This window comes from Methylobacterium sp. CM6246 (assembly GCF_054818005.1).
In genome coordinates this window covers 3,792,311-3,807,761 of record NZ_JBTXKY010000001.1, presented here as the reverse complement: position 1 = coordinate 3,807,761, position 15,451 = coordinate 3,792,311, and the positions used below count along the sequence as shown (strand labels likewise).

15 protein-coding genes and 2 riboswitches are annotated in these 15,451 nt (G+C 72.3%); of the genes, 5 read left to right on the top strand and 10 right to left on the bottom strand.

Annotated features, from left to right (window positions below):
* The first annotated feature begins 27 nt into the window (after nt 1-27).
* Nucleotides 28-1,431 carry an FAD-binding oxidoreductase gene (locus ACYQPG_RS18535; protein ID WP_147910912.1) on the top strand — a complete coding sequence of 468 codons (1,404 nt, stop codon included), beginning with the start codon at nt 28-30 and terminating at the stop codon, nt 1,429-1,431.
* A 994-nt stretch (nt 1,432-2,425) separates the two neighbouring features.
* Here the strand turns inward: ACYQPG_RS18535 and ACYQPG_RS18530 are convergent.
* From ACYQPG_RS18530 to ACYQPG_RS18505, 6 genes are all read right to left on the bottom strand, one after another.
* A complete protein-coding gene (locus ACYQPG_RS18530) occupies nt 2,426-4,117 on the bottom strand; it encodes a DEAD/DEAH box helicase (RefSeq protein WP_461231451.1) in 1,692 nt (563 codons plus the stop codon).
* Between the two features lie 286 nt (nt 4,118-4,403).
* Nucleotides 4,404-5,171 (bottom strand): precorrin-6A synthase (deacetylating), encoded by a 768-nt coding sequence (gene cobF / locus ACYQPG_RS18525; protein ID WP_461231450.1) that lies wholly within the window; start codon nt 5,169-5,171, stop codon nt 4,404-4,406.
* Between the two features lie 48 nt (nt 5,172-5,219).
* Nucleotides 5,220-6,149, bottom strand: a complete 930-nt coding sequence (locus ACYQPG_RS18520; protein WP_461231449.1) for an ornithine cyclodeaminase family protein — start codon at nt 6,147-6,149, stop codon at nt 5,220-5,222.
* 146 nt (nt 6,150-6,295) lie between these two features.
* Nucleotides 6,296-7,417, bottom strand: coding sequence for a DSD1 family PLP-dependent enzyme (locus ACYQPG_RS18515; RefSeq protein WP_461231448.1), 1,122 nt, complete (start codon nt 7,415-7,417; stop codon nt 6,296-6,298).
* A 54-nt stretch (nt 7,418-7,471) separates the two neighbouring features.
* Entirely contained in the window at nt 7,472-8,605 is a 1,134-nt protein-coding gene (locus ACYQPG_RS18510) for a pyridoxal-phosphate dependent enzyme (protein WP_147910505.1), read from the bottom strand.
* Between the two features lie 203 nt (nt 8,606-8,808).
* Nucleotides 8,809-10,083: a D-amino acid dehydrogenase gene (locus ACYQPG_RS18505; RefSeq protein ID WP_419828435.1), complete on the bottom strand. Its 1,275-nt coding sequence runs from the start codon at nt 10,081-10,083 to the stop codon at nt 8,809-8,811.
* A 68-nt stretch (nt 10,084-10,151) separates the two neighbouring features.
* Nucleotides 10,152-10,264: riboswitch (glycine riboswitch) on the bottom strand.
* A gap of 3 nt (nt 10,265-10,267) precedes the next feature.
* Nucleotides 10,268-10,371, bottom strand: a riboswitch (glycine riboswitch).
* A 146-nt stretch (nt 10,372-10,517) separates the two neighbouring features.
* Here ACYQPG_RS18505 and ACYQPG_RS18500 point away from each other — a divergent pair.
* A complete protein-coding gene (locus tag ACYQPG_RS18500) occupies nt 10,518-10,853 on the top strand; it encodes a hypothetical protein (RefSeq protein ID WP_147910501.1) in 336 nt (111 codons plus the stop codon).
* Nucleotides 10,854-10,917: 64 nt separating this feature from the next.
* On the opposite strand, the gene ACYQPG_RS18495 is transcribed toward ACYQPG_RS18500, so the two are convergent.
* Nucleotides 10,918-11,256, bottom strand: a complete 339-nt coding sequence (locus tag ACYQPG_RS18495) for a carboxymuconolactone decarboxylase family protein (protein ID WP_147941209.1) — start codon at nt 11,254-11,256, stop codon at nt 10,918-10,920.
* 342 nt (nt 11,257-11,598) lie between these two features.
* Between ACYQPG_RS18495 and ACYQPG_RS18490 the strand changes: the two genes are divergently transcribed.
* Nucleotides 11,599-12,048: a GFA family protein gene (locus tag ACYQPG_RS18490; protein ID WP_461231447.1), complete on the top strand. Its 450-nt coding sequence runs from the start codon at nt 11,599-11,601 to the stop codon at nt 12,046-12,048.
* Here ACYQPG_RS18490 and ACYQPG_RS18485 read toward each other — a convergent pair.
* The gene (locus tag ACYQPG_RS18485; RefSeq protein ID WP_281407109.1) at nt 12,032-12,166 is read right to left on the bottom strand and encodes a hypothetical protein; all 135 of its coding nucleotides are present in this window, start codon (nt 12,164-12,166) and stop codon (nt 12,032-12,034) included. The genes ACYQPG_RS18490 and ACYQPG_RS18485 overlap by 17 nt on opposite strands.
* A 374-nt stretch (nt 12,167-12,540) precedes the next feature.
* Between ACYQPG_RS18485 and ACYQPG_RS18480 the strand changes: the two genes are divergently transcribed.
* Together ACYQPG_RS18480 and ACYQPG_RS18475 are read left to right on the top strand one after the other, a co-directional pair.
* Nucleotides 12,541-12,792, top strand: a complete 252-nt coding sequence (locus ACYQPG_RS18480) for a hypothetical protein (protein WP_147941208.1) — start codon at nt 12,541-12,543, stop codon at nt 12,790-12,792.
* Nucleotides 12,793-12,871: 79 nt separating this feature from the next.
* Nucleotides 12,872-13,477: a glutathione S-transferase gene (locus tag ACYQPG_RS18475; RefSeq protein WP_419828437.1), complete on the top strand. Its 606-nt coding sequence runs from the start codon at nt 12,872-12,874 to the stop codon at nt 13,475-13,477.
* A gap of 64 nt (nt 13,478-13,541) precedes the next feature.
* On the opposite strand, the gene ACYQPG_RS18470 is transcribed toward ACYQPG_RS18475, so the two are convergent.
* Nucleotides 13,542-14,009, bottom strand: a complete 468-nt coding sequence (locus ACYQPG_RS18470; protein WP_147910808.1) for a DoxX family membrane protein — start codon at nt 14,007-14,009, stop codon at nt 13,542-13,544.
* A gap of 190 nt (nt 14,010-14,199) precedes the next feature.
* A complete protein-coding gene (argE, locus tag ACYQPG_RS18465) occupies nt 14,200-15,384 on the bottom strand; it encodes an acetylornithine deacetylase (protein WP_147910809.1) in 1,185 nt (394 codons plus the stop codon).
* Between the last annotated feature and the right edge of the window lie 67 nt (nt 15,385-15,451).

Sequence of the window (15,451 nt, the reverse complement as noted above, 5' to 3'; positions counted from 1 at the left end):
AAACCATTCCTCGCGCCGGGTGCGGTCATGACCCTCGACAGCCTGAGACGATCCTGCCGCGGTTCCGTGATCGCGGCGGGCGATCCGCAGTTCCGGGAGGCGGCCCACGCGAACCTCTGGAACCGGCTGATCCCGGACCGCGCCCCGGATGTCGTGGTGCGGGTGGCCGACGAGGACGACGTCGTCGCGGCCGTGACCTTCGCGCGGGCGAACGGGCTGAAGGTGGTCGTCCGGGGCGGCGGCCACAATTGGTGCCAGCCGACCCTGCGGTCCGGCGGCCTGCTGATCGATCTCCAGGATCTCACGGGCTTCGTCTCGATCGACGCCGCGCAGCGCAGGGCGGTGATCCGGCCGATCGTCAGCAACCGCGACATCCAGCGGGCGCTCAACCCGCTGGGGCTCGCCTTCCCCACCGGCCATTGCCCGCAGGTCAAGGCGAGCGGCTACTTCCTGGGCGGCGGCATGGCCTGGAACCCCACGGTCTGGGGGCTGGGCGCCGAGAGCCTGGAGGCCATCGAGCTGGTCACCGCGCAGGGCGAACGCATCCGCGCCAGCGAGACCGAGAACCCGGATTTCTTCTGGGCCGCCCGCGGCGCCGGCCCGGGCTTTTTCGGCGTCGTCACGCGGTACCACCTCAAGCTTCACGCGCTGCCGCACGCGATCCACGGCAGCACCCATTACTACCGTCTCGCGGAGGCCCCCGCGGTCGGCCGCTGGCTCGGCGCGATCGCCCGGGACGTGTCGCCCAGCGTCGAGCTCAGCCAGTTCCTCGTCCAGGCGCCGCCGGCGCTGCGCGCGGCGGCCGCCGACGACGACGGCTGGCTGTGCATGGTGACCGGGACGGCGTTCGAGGACACGCCGGAGGCGGCCGGGCGCGCCCTGGAGCCCCTGGACCGCGCGCCGGTGGCGCCGCTCGCGGCGGAGCGCGCCGTGCCGCTCACCTTCGAGCAGCTCTTCGACATGTCCGGCGCGCTGTGGCCGGACGGGCTCCGGTCCCGGGTCGAGGCGACGTATTCGAATCACAGCCCCGGGGACCTGATCGAAGCCGTCCTGCCGCTGTTGCCGGCGGCGCCGTCGAGCACGAGCGTGTTCCTGCTCACGATCTTCTGCGGCCCCGATGTCCCGGCCGCGCAGAAGGACATGGCCTGCTCGATGTCCTCGGCGGTCTATGGCGGCCCGTGGACGATGTGGCACGAGGCGGCCGACGACCGGACCAACACGGACTGGCACCGGGCCATGGTCGGGGCTCTGAGGCCGCTCACGGTCGGCTGCTACCTGGGCGAGAGCAACACGATCGAGAATCCCGATAGCGTCGCGCGCGCCTTCACGCCCGAGAAATGGCAGCGGCTCTGCGCCCTGCGCAGCCGGCACGACCCCGAGCGGGTCTTCTTCGACTATTATGACGGGTTCGACGCGGCGCCAGCCGGTTGACGGTCCGCGCGCCCGCACCGTCATGGGCGGGGCAGGGGGCAGAGAGAAAGAGAGGGGACGGGGCAGGCACCGGGCGAGGCAGGGCAGGGGCGTGAGACCGGCGAACACTGCCCGTCCGCCCTGTGAGGCCGTCCCGCCTCGCCCGCCCCGGCGCAGGTCGTGCCGGCCACCCGGACCGATCGTCCGCCCCTCCATCCGAGGCCCCCATCCCGGGCCTCCATCCCGATGCACCGGCCTCCACCCGTCAGGACGATGCTCGAACCCGAGCGGGGCCCGGCCCTTGTCGGATTGCTGACGCAGCCGCGGGGAGGGGCGTCCGGCCGGAATGCGGGCCGCCCTCGCCCGGACGGGCCGTTCCGCGCTGATGCGGCCGCGCGGGTCTCCGGCACGACGACACGTGCCGGGCCGCTTCATCCAGGCGGCGGCTTCGCCGCGGCGCCGGTGCCACCGGAGCGGCACACGGTCGGCGGCCTCAGAGGCCCGGCGGGGCCCCGCGTGGCGCCCAACCCCGTCGGCTCAGAGACCGCCAGATCGAGGACGCGCGTCCCAGGACGGCCAAGGCCAACGACCAAGACCAAACTGCCAAAACCAACTCGCGAGGCGCGCTCACAAGGCCGGCAGCCGGCACGGTTCAGGGGCCGTCACCGTGATGGTGAGGCCCAGGCTCGGACTGGATCGGCCCCACCCGGAGCAGCCCCGGCAGCCCCATCCAGAGTTCGCATAAGATATATTATGGAACTAACAGCGTCGGTACGGTCGGGTGAGGGGGTCTGGCATGCCAGATGGCCGGGCCAGCGGCCGGCTGAGCACGCCTCGATCGCCGGCTCCGTCCTCTCGGCACCGACGGCGGCCGGCCCAGCGGCCGGGAGCGCGGCTGACCGGCGTCGGATCGGCGAGATCCGGGTGAGGGCGGTCCGGGGAACCTGCATGAAGCGCCCTCCCCGCGCCCGCGCCTTGCCCTTGCCCTTGCCTTGCCCTTGCCCTTGCCGCGGCGTCACGCGGCGCGCCCGGCGAGCCGGCTCTGGTCGGCGAAGATCCGGCCGTCCTGGGCGCGGCACTCGATCTGGTCCGACAGCCGGCCCGGCCGGATCCGGATCGCCGCCGGCCGGGCCAGGGCCTCGGCCCGCTCCAGGAAGCCGGCGGCATCCATCGGCGCGTCGCGACCGCCGCCGAGCCCGCGCCACCACAGCACCGCCTTCTCCCGCTCGTAGCCGCTGCGCCCGGGCCGCAGACGCACCCGCCAGTCGGCCGCGGCACCGCCGTCCCGCCAGCCGAGCACGAGATCGAGCCCGTCCGGGGCCGCCTCCAGGGTCAGGTCCGTCACCGGATGCCACGGCGCATCCGCCTCCGGGGCAGGGCCGGCGGGCTCCGAGGCCGGCACGATCCCGGCCGACAGGATCGGCAATTCGTCCTCGGCCGCGGCGTCGTGCAGGGCGGCCGGGTCGGCCTCGTCCTCCGGCTCGGTCCAGCAGGCCTCGCACGTGGAGGCGTTCAGGGCGATCAGGGCGCCGCAGCCGGGGCAGGGTTTTGCACGCAGCCCCCCTGCCCCGCCGAGCACCTGGGCGGCGCTGAGGGCCGTCACGGAATCCACCGGCCCGTGCATCCGCACCAGTCCGGCATAGTCGAGGATCAGCGCGTCGGCCTTGCCGGGGGCGCGGCGCAGCGCCCGGCCGACCTGCTGCACGTAGAGGCCGGTGCTGCGGGTCGGGCGCAGCAGCGCCACGAGGTCGACCTCCGGGGCGTTGAAGCCGGTGCCGAGCACGCCCACCGAGGTCAGGCAGCGGATCTTGCCCGCCCGGAACGCCGCCACGATCCGGTCGCGCTCCCGGCGGGGGGTCTCCCCCGAGACCGTCTCGCAGGAATACCCCTCGGCCCGCACCGCGTCGCGCACGGCGTCCGCGTGGGCGAGGCCGGCGCAGAAGGCGAGCCAGGCCCGGCGCCCGCTCCCGTATTCCGCCAGCTCCGCCACGGCGGCCCGGGTGATCCAGTCGCGGTTGACCGCCGCCTCCAGCTCGGCCGGGATGTAGTCGCCCCCGCGCCGGCCGACCCCGGAGACGTCGAGCTGGGTGAGCGTCGCCTTGGACACGAGCGGCGCCAGGAAGCCCCGGCGGATCAGGTCGCCGGTATCGGCCTCGTAGGCGATCCCGGAAAACAGGCGGCCCTCCCCTGCGTCGAGGCGGCCGGAATCGAGCCGGTAGGGGGTCGCGGTGAAGCCCGCCACCCGCATCCCGGGGGCGAGCGCCTGCAGCCCGGCCAGGAACCGGCCGTAGCGGGTGTGGGCGGCCCGCGGGATCAGGTGCGCCTCGTCGACGATCACGAGGTCGCGCGGGCCCACCGCGTCGAGCCGGTCCGCCACGGACTGGATGCCGCAGACCAGGACCTGCGCGCCGGCCTCCCGGCGCCCGAGCCCGGCGGAGAAGATGCCGGCCGGCGCCTCCGGCCAGTAGCGGGTCAACTCCAAAAAGTTCTGGGCCACGAGCTCGCGGCTGTGGGTGACGATCGCCACCCGGGCGAGGGGGTTTTGTGTGACCGCCTCCCGGGCGAGGGCGGCGATGACCAGGGCCTTGCCGGCCCCGGTGGGCAGCACGACCAGATGGCCGGGCGCCGCCGCGTCGCCCCCTCCCCGCCCCCAGGCGGCCGCGAGCGCGTCGAGGCTGGCGCGCTGGTAGTCCCGCAAGCGCAGCATGGCGGCGGGTCTAGCCGGGTCGGGCCGTCTTGTCCGTGGCGGCGGGGTCACGCAAGGGGGTCGGCGTTCTCGCGGGGCGTGTTCGACCCGGGTCCTCCCATCCTCCCCCTCATCCTGAGGCGGCGAAGCGAAGCGGAGACCTCGAAGGAGGGCTCCAGCCAGCCGCGCGATCCCTGGAGGGTTCCTTCGAGGCCGCTGCGCGGCACCTCAGGATGACGGACGGAATTGGGATATTCGCGCGCAGCGCAGCACCGGGGCCGGGGCCGGGGCGCGCAGCCTCTCTCGCTCAGAGCCGTCGTAACAAATAAATATCCATGATCCAGCCGTGCCGCGCCCGGGCCTGCGCGCGGACCCGCCGGATCTCGGCGCCGACCGTGCCGAGGCGGCCGGAGACCAGGATCTCGTCCGGGCTGCCGAGATAGGCGCCCCAGTAGATCGTCAACTCCGGGTCGAGGCCGGCGAAGCTCGGATCGCCGTCGAGCATCACCACGACGCTGTCGGCCCCGTCATCCGCCCCTCCGGGCCAGCCCGCCGCGAGGCGGCGCCCGGTGGTGATCAGCACCGGGCCGCCGATGGCGTTGAGCGGCACGCCGTGGCGGGCGGCCAGGACCTGAACGCTCGAGAGACCGGGGATCACGGCGCAGCGCAGGGCGAGGCGCCCGCGCGCCGCGATGCGGTCGAGGATCCGCAGGGTGCTGTCGTAGAGGGCCGGATCGCCCCAGACCAGGATCGCCCCGATCTGCCCGGATTCGAGCTCCGCCGCGAACGCCGCCTCCAGCCGCTCGGCCCGGGCCGCGTGCCAGGCCTCGACCGTGGCGCCGTAATCGGCCGGGCGGCGCTCCCGGGGCGGATCCTCGACGGTGACGACCCGGTGGGGTCTTGAGATGTGGGCGGCGCAGATCCGCTTGCGGATCTCCACCAGGTCGGCGGTCTCGGCGCGCTTGTCGAGCACGAACACTGCATCGACATCGGAGAGTGCCCGCACCGCCTGGAGGGTCAGGTGCTCGGGATCGCCCGTGCCGATGCCGATGACCCGGATCTGCCTGTCCTGCATGCTGCGCTGTCCTCCGCCGGGGCGGGGGAGGGCCGGCGTCGGCGTCCCCTACCCGCGCCCGCCCGCTTTGGCGAGGATCGCCCGGGCGATGGTCAGGTCCTGGAGGGCGATGCCGGAGGAATCGAACACCGTGATCGCCTCGGGGTCGGTCCGGGCCCCCTGCCCGCTCCCCAGCACGGCGCCGATCGCCCGCAGTTCCGCCGCCGCGGGGGCGTGCTGGAACTCGCCGATGATGCGCGACTGCTCGGGCAGGTCGCAATAGAGGGCCGCCCGCTCGAGCAGGGCCGGGGGCAGCTCCTGCTTGCCCTTGGCATCCGCCCCCATGGCGGCGACATGGGTGCCGGGGCGGACCCAATCGGCCTCGAACAGAGGCGCCCGGGCTGGCGTCGCCGTGACGATCACGTCGGCGGCCCGGCAGGCCTCCTGCGCCGAGGCCGCCCGCACCTCGACCGCGGCCCCCTGCCCCCGCAGGCGCTCGGCAAACCCCGCGACCTTGTCGTGATCCCGCGCCACCACCAGCACGGTCCGGATCGGCAGGATCCGGGCCAAGGCCGCGCATTCGAATTCCGCCTGGTTGCCGGCCCCGAACACGGCGAGCACCGCCGAATCCGGCCGGGCCAGGACGCTGGCCGCCACCGCGTCGGCGGCGGCGGTGCGGTAGGCGTTGACGCGGCCGGCCTCGATCACCGTGTCGACCCGGCCGACATCCTGGTCGAACAGCAGGATCACCGAATTGTGCCGCGGCAGGCCTCGGTCCGGGTTGCCCGGCCAGAACGAGCCGACCTTCAGGCCGGCATAGTCGGCGGTCGACCCCGACTTGATCGAGAACCGGTTGGCCGGCTCCGAGCCGTGCCCCAGCACCGCCGGGAACAGGGTGGTGCCGGGCGCGACCGCGGCGATCAGCGCCTCCCGGGCCGCCTCGAACGCCAGGGCGTGATCGACCAGGGCGGCGGATTCCTCTTCCGAGATGAAGCGCATGACGTGAAGACCTCCAAAGTCATGGTTTCAAAAGGTCTGCGACCTTTTGCGGGTGCAGGGCAGCGCCCTGCTGTGATGAATCAGGGCTCCGCCCTGCACCCGCCAAAGGGCTCGCCCTTTGGGAACCCGTTACGGCACAGCCCCCGTCACAACGTCATGCCGCGGGCGGTGACCGGCCAGACCGCCTCGACCCGCCCGTCCCGCACCCCGACATACCAGTCGTAGACGTTGACGGTCGGGTCGCAATGGCCCGGAATCAGCTTCAGGCGGTCGTTGAGCTTGAGCACGTTGCCCGGATCGCTGATCACCCCGTGCTCGTCCGAGCACTTGACGTATTCCACGTCGGTCCGGCCGAACACCAGGGGCAGGCCGCTGTCGATGCTCTGGGCCTTCAGGCCGGCGTCGCAGATCGCGACATCGGCCTTGGCCTTGCTCATGATCGAGGTGACGATGAACAGGCTGTTCTCGAAGTCGCCGATCGGCTGGCCGCTCGCGTCCTTCACCCGCTGGTAGTCGGCGTCCATGAAGACGTAGGAGCCGCATTGCAGCTCGTTGTAGACGCCGCTGCCGCCCTCCAGGGCGAAGCTGCCGGTGCCCGCCCCCGCCACGATGTCGCAGGCGAGCCCCTCGGCCTTCAGCAGGTCGACGGTGCGCTTCGTGTCGTCGATCGCCGTCTGGATCAGGGCCTTGCGCTCGTCGTAGTCGCGCACGTGCTGCGCCCGGCCCTGATAGGCCTGCAGCCCGGCGAAGGTCAGCCCGGGCGCGGCGGCGATTTTCTTCGCGATCGCCACCGCGGGCTCGCCGGGGGCGACGCCGCAGCGGCCGGCGCCGACATCGATCTCCACCAGGGCCTCGAGGGTGACGCCGTATTTCACGGCGGCCGCCGACAGGTCATCGACATTGCCGGGGTCGTCGACGCAGACCAGCACCCGCGCCCGCTTCGCGAGGGCGGCCAGGCGCTCGATCTTCTGGGGCGCCACGACCTGGTTCGACACCAGCACGTCGCGGATGCCGGCGCTCACCAGGGCCTCGGCCTCGCTGACCTTCTGGCAGCAGACCCCGCAGGCCCCGCCCCGCTCGATCTGCACGGTCGCGATGTCGGAGGACTTGTGCGTCTTGGCGTGGGCGCGGTGGCGCAGGCCGTTCTCCTTCATGAAGCGGCCGAGCTTGTCGACGTTGCGCTCGAAGGCGTCGAGATCGACCATCAGGCAGGGGGTGTCGATCGCATCCACCGGCATGCCGACGCGGGCGGGAATATTGTTGCGCATGGGTTTTTCCTCCTGGTCGTCGCGTGTTTATGGCGTCGTGGTCACGTCAGCGGCTCACGGGGCGAGACCCAAAAGCTCGGCGATGCGCGGCGTCGCCTTGATGCCGGTGCCGGTGAGCACCGCCACGACGGTCTCGTCGGGCCCGATCGCGCCGCTGGCGGTCAGGTCGGTCAGCGCCGCCGCCGCCATCGCGCAGGTCGGCTCGACGTAGAGGCCGGACCGGGCGAGCTCCATCAGCGCCGCCTCGATCGCCGGCTCGGACACCGCCACGGTGCCGCCGCCGGACCGGCGGAGCGCCGCCAGCACCGCCCGGCCGCGCACCGGCTGGGCGATGGAGGCGCCCTCGGCCAGAGTCGGGCCCGGGGTCACCGGCACGAAATCCTCGGCCTCGGCCTGGAAGCCGGCATGCAGGGGCGCGCACCGGGCCGGCTGCACCGCGTAGAGGCGGGGCAGCCGGGCGATGGCGCCCCGGCGCAGCAGCTCCGAGAAGCCGATGTCGCAGCCAAGCACGTTGCTGCCCGCCCCGCACGGGATGATCACCGCGTCGGGGGCGGAAAAACCCAGATCCTCCCACAGCTCGTAGGCCAGCGTCTTGGTGCCCTGGAGGAAATGCGCCTGCCAGTTGTGGCTGGCGTAGAAGATCGTGTCGGCCTGCCGGATGGCCGCGTCCGCGGTGTCCTGGCGGGTGCCGGGGATCAGCTCGACCTCGGCGCCGGCGGCGCGCATCTGCACGGTCTTGGCCGGCGAGGTCGAGGCCGGGACCAGGATCTTGGCCCGCATCCCGGCCGCGGCCGCGTAGGTCGCCACCGCGGCGCCGCCGTTGCCGGACGAATCCTCCAGCACCGCGTCGATGCCCTGCTGGCGCAGGATCGACAGCATCACGGAGGCGCCGCGATCCTTGAAGCTGCCCGAGGGGGCGAACCATTCGAGCTTGAAATGGGCGTGCCGCCCCCGCCAGGGCCGGCGCACCAGCGGCGTGCAGCCCTCGCCCAGCGAGACCGGATCCTTGACCGCCACCGGCAGCGCCGCACCGTACCGCCAGAGCGAGCGCTGGCCGGTGTCGATCTGCCCCCGGTCGATCCCGGGCAGCGGCGAGATCATCAGCGGACCGCCCGAATCGCCGCGCCAGCGCGGGACCTCGATCGGATAGGAGGCCCCGGTGGCGGGGTCGATATAGGCAGGCGGCATATCGGGAGCAGGCATGCGCATCACGGCTCGGGGATCCGGGGCGGCTCTGGTAGTGTATACATAATAATCCGGCTTGGCACGTCGGCCGTGGGACGTCCGGGATCCTGACGGGTGCGGCGCGGAGCCCCCACCCCCATCGGGGCTCCGCCCTGATCACCCGCCAGAGGGCTGGCCCTTTGGGAGCCCCGGACCTCGACGCCGCATCAGGCGGCGAGCGGCAGGCCCGCGGCCTCCGGAGCGTGCTCGGCGGCCACGGCCTCGGCGACGAGTTCGGCGGTGGCGCCCGAGAGGGTCCAGCCGAGATGGCCGTGGCCGGTGTTGTAGAACACGCCGGGCCGGCGGCCGCGCCCGACCTTGGGCAGCATGTTCGGCAGCATCGGCCGCAGGCCGCTCCAGGCCACCACCCGGTCGGTGTCGACCAGCGGGAACTGCTCCCGGGTCCAGTCGATCAGCGGCTGCACCCGGTCGTGCCGGATGTCGCGGTTGAAGCCGTTGAACTCGGCGGTGCCGGCGACCCGCAGGCGCTCGTCGCCGAGCCGGCTGGTGACGATCTTGGCCGCCTCGTCGAGGATGCTGACCTCCGGGGCCGCAGCTTGCGCCTCCGGGGTCAGCAGGTTCACGGTGATCGAGTAGCCCTTCACCGGGTAGACGTTGACCCGGTCGCCGAGCATCGCGGCGAAGCGCCGGCTGGCGCAGCCCGCGCAGATCACCACCGCGTCGGCGCGCAGGGCCTGCGGGGCGCCGGCCGGGCGGTCCGCCAGCTGATCGGTTCTGCGCCAGCCGATGGCGTAGCCCCCCGCCCCGGCCGCGATCGTCTCGACGCTGGCGTCGTGGACGAAGCGGACGCCCCTGCGGGCGCAGGCGGCCGCCAGGCCCCGGGTGAACTTGTGGATGTCGCCGGTGGCGTCCGAGGGCGTGAAGAAGCCGCCCGCGTAGGATCCGGCGAGCGTCGGCTCGATCGCCCGGATCTCCTCCGGGGTCACGGCGTCGCGCTCGAGCCCGCCCTCCCGCAGCAGGGCGTTGACGGCGTGCGCCTTCTCGAAGCTCGCCCGGTCCCGGTAGAAATGCAGGATGCCGCGGGTTTTGAGGTCGAAGTCGATGCCCTCGGCCTCGGCCATGGCGAACAGGGCGGTGCGCGCCTTGAGCGCCAGCCGCACGGTCTCCACGGTGTTCTGCCGGTAATGGGCGATCTCGCGCATGAACTCCGCCATCCAGGACAGCTTGTGCCAGGACGGGGCCGGGTTCATCAGCAGCGGCGCGTCGCGGCGCATCATCCACTGGACGCCATGGAGCACGGTGGAGAGCTTGTTCCAGACCTCGGCGTTGCAGGCCGAGAGCTGGCCGCCGTTGGCGAAGGAGGTCTCCATGGCGGCGTAGCGCTGCCGGTCGAGGACGGTGACGTCGTAGCCGCGCCGGGCGAGCGCGTAGGCGGTGGTCACGCCGGTGATGCCGGCGCCGATGATGGCGATGTGGGTCATGATGGGGTCTCCGGGACGTGCGGACGCGATGAGGCCTTCCCTCGCGGGTCGGCCGGTTTTCGCGCCCCATCTGTCCCGGTGCCTGAGAGTTTGATCCGGCCGGCCCTGGCGAGGCTGGCGCGGACGTCCCCTTCGGCGGGTGCCCACGGACCGAAACGATCCGCTGCACCGCTCTCCAGATCGCCCTGACGACACGGTTCCGGTGCCTGAGAGTTTCCGGGGCGGTTGCTCCGTCGGCGCCGGGCCCCCCTCTGGTGGGTGAATCCCGGTCTCTCCCGCATCGTCGCGATGGGCTGAGGATTCGTTACCCCGATTCGCCGGCCCGGGTGAAGGCCGGCGCAATCGCCCGGACGGACAGCGCGGCCGCGCTGTCACCCGGCGGGAGCGAACCCGGCGCTGGCCGGTTGACCGCTCGAAACGTGGGGAGACGCCCGATGCTGACCAGGACCGCGATCTACGAGGGCACGGTGCGCGACGGCCAGGACGATGCGTTCTTCCGCCGGGTCCGGGACGAGCTGGAGCCGTTCTGGCGGCGCTTCCCGGGGGTCACAGCGGTGCGGGTGCAGCGCCTGGTCTCCAAGGATGCCGACGCGCGGCCGATCGCCATGATCCTGGAGATGGATTTTCCCGATCAGGCGGCGCTCGACGCCTGCCTGGCCTCGTCGATCCGGCCGGAATCCCACGCCGCCACCGAGGCGGTGATGCAGATGTTCGACGGCCGGTTCTATCACCTCGTGAGCGAGGCCCGCAGCCTCGACGTGGCGGGATAGGGCGCGCGACGGCCGGGTCCGGGGTGCCCCGCGGCAGCGCGGGGGCACCCCGGTCGCGGGCCGCTCAGCCCGGATCGCGCGTGAAGGCGTCGAAGGCCCGGGCGCTGTAGACCAACGCCGCGCCGGCATTCAGCGCGACGGCGACGCCCAGCGCCTCGACCATCTCCTCCTGGGTCGCGCCGGCCTTCCGGGCGGCGTCGGTGTGGAAGGCGATGCAGCCGTCGCACCGGGTCGTCACCGCCACCGCGAGGGCGATGAGCTCCCGGGTCTTGGCGTCGAGCTGCGGCACCTTCGGCTGGGCCGAGGCCAGCTTATCGTGGGCGTGCAGCAGGTCCGGGCTGATCTGGCCCATCTGACCCAGCGTGGCCATCAGCTCGCCCCGGTAACCGTTCCAATTCTCCATCTCGGCGTTCCTCCGAACGCGGCTCTCTCGGGAGCCGTTGCCGCAGCGGCACCGCCCGTGCCACCTACCAACTAGTAGGTATTCAAGAAACGCCGGGATGGCAATTCGAGTCCCCGCCCTCGGAAAACCCGGAAGCGCGGAAAACCCGGAAGCGCGGAAAACCTGGCAGCGCAGCTTGGATCGGGGGTCCCCGCGTGCATTTTCCTCACGCGACGCGCGCGCTTTTCAGGGATTGTCCGGCCCGGATCCCGGGGCTACCCCCGGCGCGACGGCGAGGGCGGTCGCCGGAGGCAGGCGCCCGGCCGGACCGGGCCCGGCGGCGATCGGAACAGGACAGGCGCCATGACTGACCAAGTCACCGACCAAGCCACCAGCCGGGCCACCATCCGGTCCGGCCAGTGCCATTGCGGCACGGTGCGCTTCCGGGCGACCCTCGGCGACGGATTCGATTCGATCCGCCGCTGCACCTGCTCCTACTGCCGGATGCGCGGCGCCGTCGTCGCCATGGCGGAGGCCGGCGGGGTCGAGATCCTGGCGGGCGCGGAGGCTCTGACCCGCTACCGCTTCCACACCGGGACGGCGGAGCACTTCTTCTGCTCCCGCTGCGGGATCTACACCCACCACCAGCGGCGCTCGAACCAAAACCTCTACGCCGTGAACGTGGCCTGCCTCGACGGGGTCAGCCCGTTCGACTTCCCCGCGGTGCCGGTCATGGACGGGGTCAACCACACCAGCGACACCGGCCAGCCGACCCGCCGGGCCGGCACGCTGCGGTTCATCCCGGCGGCGTAAAGGGCTCCCGCGCGGCCGGCAGCCCGGCCGCGCGGGCGTCGATCGCCAGCCACAGCGGCAATTCCGCGAGGCCGAGCCCGGCCCAGGCGGCGGCCGCGCAGGATCCCGATGCAGTCATGCGCCGCCAGCGCGCCGAAATCCTCCGGAGGCCCCTGCCCTGCCCCTGGCCCTAGCTCTGGCCCTAGCTCTGGCCCTAGCTCTGGCCCTAGCTCTGGCCCTAGCTCTGGCCCTGGCTCTGGCCCTGGCTCTGGCCCCCTGGCCCTGGCGGCACGCTCCAGGGCAGCCCGCGCGCTCCCCGGAAGGCCGGCTCGCGGCCTCGGTTGAGCCGAAACGGCTCGAGACGAGAATGAGATCTGTAATTAAAAAAATAGATCGAATTTAAACCATGCTTTCAAGCATAACGATCGGCAAATAGAGATTAAAACATACATCAATGCCTTTTTTCCGGGCCTCACCCAAGAGGGGAGACCCTTATCGAAGACAGGCGGCACGATGGCACGATGGATCCCCGGGGCGGCGGTGTTCGGCCTGCTGTGCCTGATGATCATCCCGGCCCCCGGGATCTGGGGCGTCGTGATCGGCGCCGTCTGCGTGCTCGCGATCATCGGCAGCCTGTCCCTGCTCCTGCTGGACCGGCTCGCCACCGGCATCCTCGTCTGGCGGGCGCACCGGCAGTCCAAGCGCCAGGGCCGGGTGCGGGGCCGGGTGGTGCATGCCGGCTCCGGGATGTCCCGGAAGGTCTGACGGGGCTGGATTCCGGCGGGCAGCGATGCGAGGTCTGCGTGGCATGACCAGATGCGTCGCCACGAACCGGGACGGTCCGATGAAGCTCCTCTACTCCCCCGCCTCCCCGTATGCCCGCAAGGTGCTGGTGCTGGCCCACGAGACCGGGCTGATCGACAGGATCGCCGTCACCGTCGCCGGAGCCTCCCCGACCGGTCCCTCCCCCGAGGTCGCCGCCCACAACCCGCTCGGCAAGATCCCGGCCCTCGTCCTGGAGGACGGCACCGTCCTCTACGACAGCCGGGTGATCTGCGAGTATCTCGACGGCCTGTCGGCCGGTCCGCGCCTGTTCCCCGAGGGTCCGGCGCGCTGGGACGCGCTCACCCGGCAGGCGCTCGCCGACGGCCTGCTCGATGCCGCCCTGCTCACCCGCTACGAGCGGGTCCTGCGCCCGGAGGCGCAGCGCTGGGCGGCCTGGGACGCCGGGCAGGTGGCCAAGATCACGGCTGCGCTGGACCGGTTCGAGACCCTGGTCGCCGACATGCCGGCGCTCGATATCGGCACGGTCGCACTGGCCTGCGCGGTCGGCTACCTCGACCTGCGCTTCCCCGACCTCGCCTGGCGCGACGGCCGCCCCGCCACCGCCGCCTGGTCCGCGGTGTTCGAGGGCCGGCCCTCGATGGTCGCCACCGTACCGCAGGGCTGACGTCTCGGGGCTGCGCGCCCCAGTACCCCACCAAAGGGCCGTGGGTCCTTTGGGATCCCGGATCTTATGGCCGGGCCTGGACCGCGTAGGGGTGCGACGAGGCGAGCGGGTCGGCGAAGAAATCCTGGACCGTCCCGGCGCCCGTCCCGAAGGTGATCAGCAAAAAACCTCCGGCCAGCGCAAAATTCTTCAAGAAGTCCCAGAACAACGCGCGGCCCTCGCCGCCTGCCCAGAAGTCGCCGGGCGCCCAGAACTGTTTCCACAGCAGCGCGGTGACGCCGCAATAGCCGGCGAGCACGAAGGCCGCCGCCCGGTCGGCGGTGCCGGTCAGGACGCACAGCGACATCCCGATCTCGACGCAGAGCCCGATCAGGATCAGCAGGGTCGCCGGCCCGGTGGCATGCACCGCCTGCCGGGCCTGGCCGACCGCGCCCTTGAAGTTGAGAATCTTGTCGAGGGCGCTGAACGGCAGGAACAGCAGCACCAAGAGCAGGCGGACGCCGAACGCGATCGCGACGCTGAGGCTGGCCATGCGCTTCTCGCCGATTCCCGATCCGGCCTCGCGGCCCGCCGCCCATCCAAACCGCGAGCGGCGCAAAGGTTTCTCGTTCGTGGCGGGCGTTTCTTCGCAGGATGCCACGCGGGGTGGCCGGACCGCCGCAGACGTCGTGGACCCTTCGTAGACGACGCGCGTCGAAGGCCGCGCCAGACGTCGAAGCCTCTCAGACCCGGCAGTCCCGGATCAGCCGCCGGACGAAGTCCGCGCAGGCCGCGAGCTCGTCCCGGGTCACGTATTCGTCGGCCTTGTGGGCCCGGCCGATCGATCCCGGGCCGATCACCACCGCCGGCACGCCGCCCAGCCGCTCGAACAGCCCGCCCTCCGTGCCGTAGGAGACCTTGCCGTGCCCGTTGCGCCCGGCCAGCCGCTTGGCGCGCGTCACGATCTCCGCCTCCGGGTCGGTGTCGAGGCCGGGATAGTCGATCAGCGGCTCGACATCGACGCCGCAGGCCGGGTCCGTCTCCCGCATCAGCGGCGCCAGGGTGTCGGTGGCGTAGGCGATCGCGGCCGCCGCCAGCGCCCCGGCATCGTCGGCCCCGATCGCCCGGTACTCGAACTCCACGCTGCAGCTGTCGGGCACGATGTTGAGCGCCGAGCCACCCCGGACCACGCTCGACAGGCCGGTGGTGTGGGGCACGTCGTAGAGCGGATCGCGGGCGCCGTCCCGGGCGATCGCCTCCGCGGACAGCCGGACATGCTCGATGAAGCGAGCGGCGTATTCCACCGCGTTGACGCCCGCCGGCGCCAGGGCCGAGTGGCTGGCCTTGCCCCGAAAGGTGAGGCGGGAGGCGGACTTGCCCTTGTGCCCGACCACCACGTCCATGCCGGTGGGCTCGCCGACGAAGCAGCCCAGCGGGCGCGGTCCCCGCTCCAGCATCCGGGCGATCAGCGGGCGCACCCCGAGGCAGCCGACCTCCTCGTCGTACGAGATCGCGAGGTGGAGCGGGGTCGCGAGCTCCGCCGCCGCCATCTCGGGCAGCAGCGCGAGGCAGACCGCGAGAAACCCCTTCATGTCGGAGGTACCGCGCCCGTAGAGTCGGCCCGCCTCCTCCCGCAGGACGAACGGGTCCGACGACCAGGGCTGGCCCTCGACCGGCACCACGTCGCTGTGGCCGGAGAGCACGTAGCCCGGTCGCGTCTCGAACGGGCCGACGCTCACGAGCAGGGCCGCCTTCGCCCCGGTGGCGTTGGGCACGCGCGCGACCGCGGCGCCGTGGTGGCGGCAATAGCCTTCCGCCCAGTCGATCAGCGGCAGGTTCGAGCGGGCGCTCACCGTGTCGAAGGCCACGAGGGTCTTGAGCAGCGCGACCGGATCCTGCGCGGGGGCGTTCTGGGCGGGGATCGGCATCGGGCGGCTCGCATCGTCTCGGGTGAGGGCATCCTAAAGGGTTTTCGCGGATTCCGGACCCGCGAAA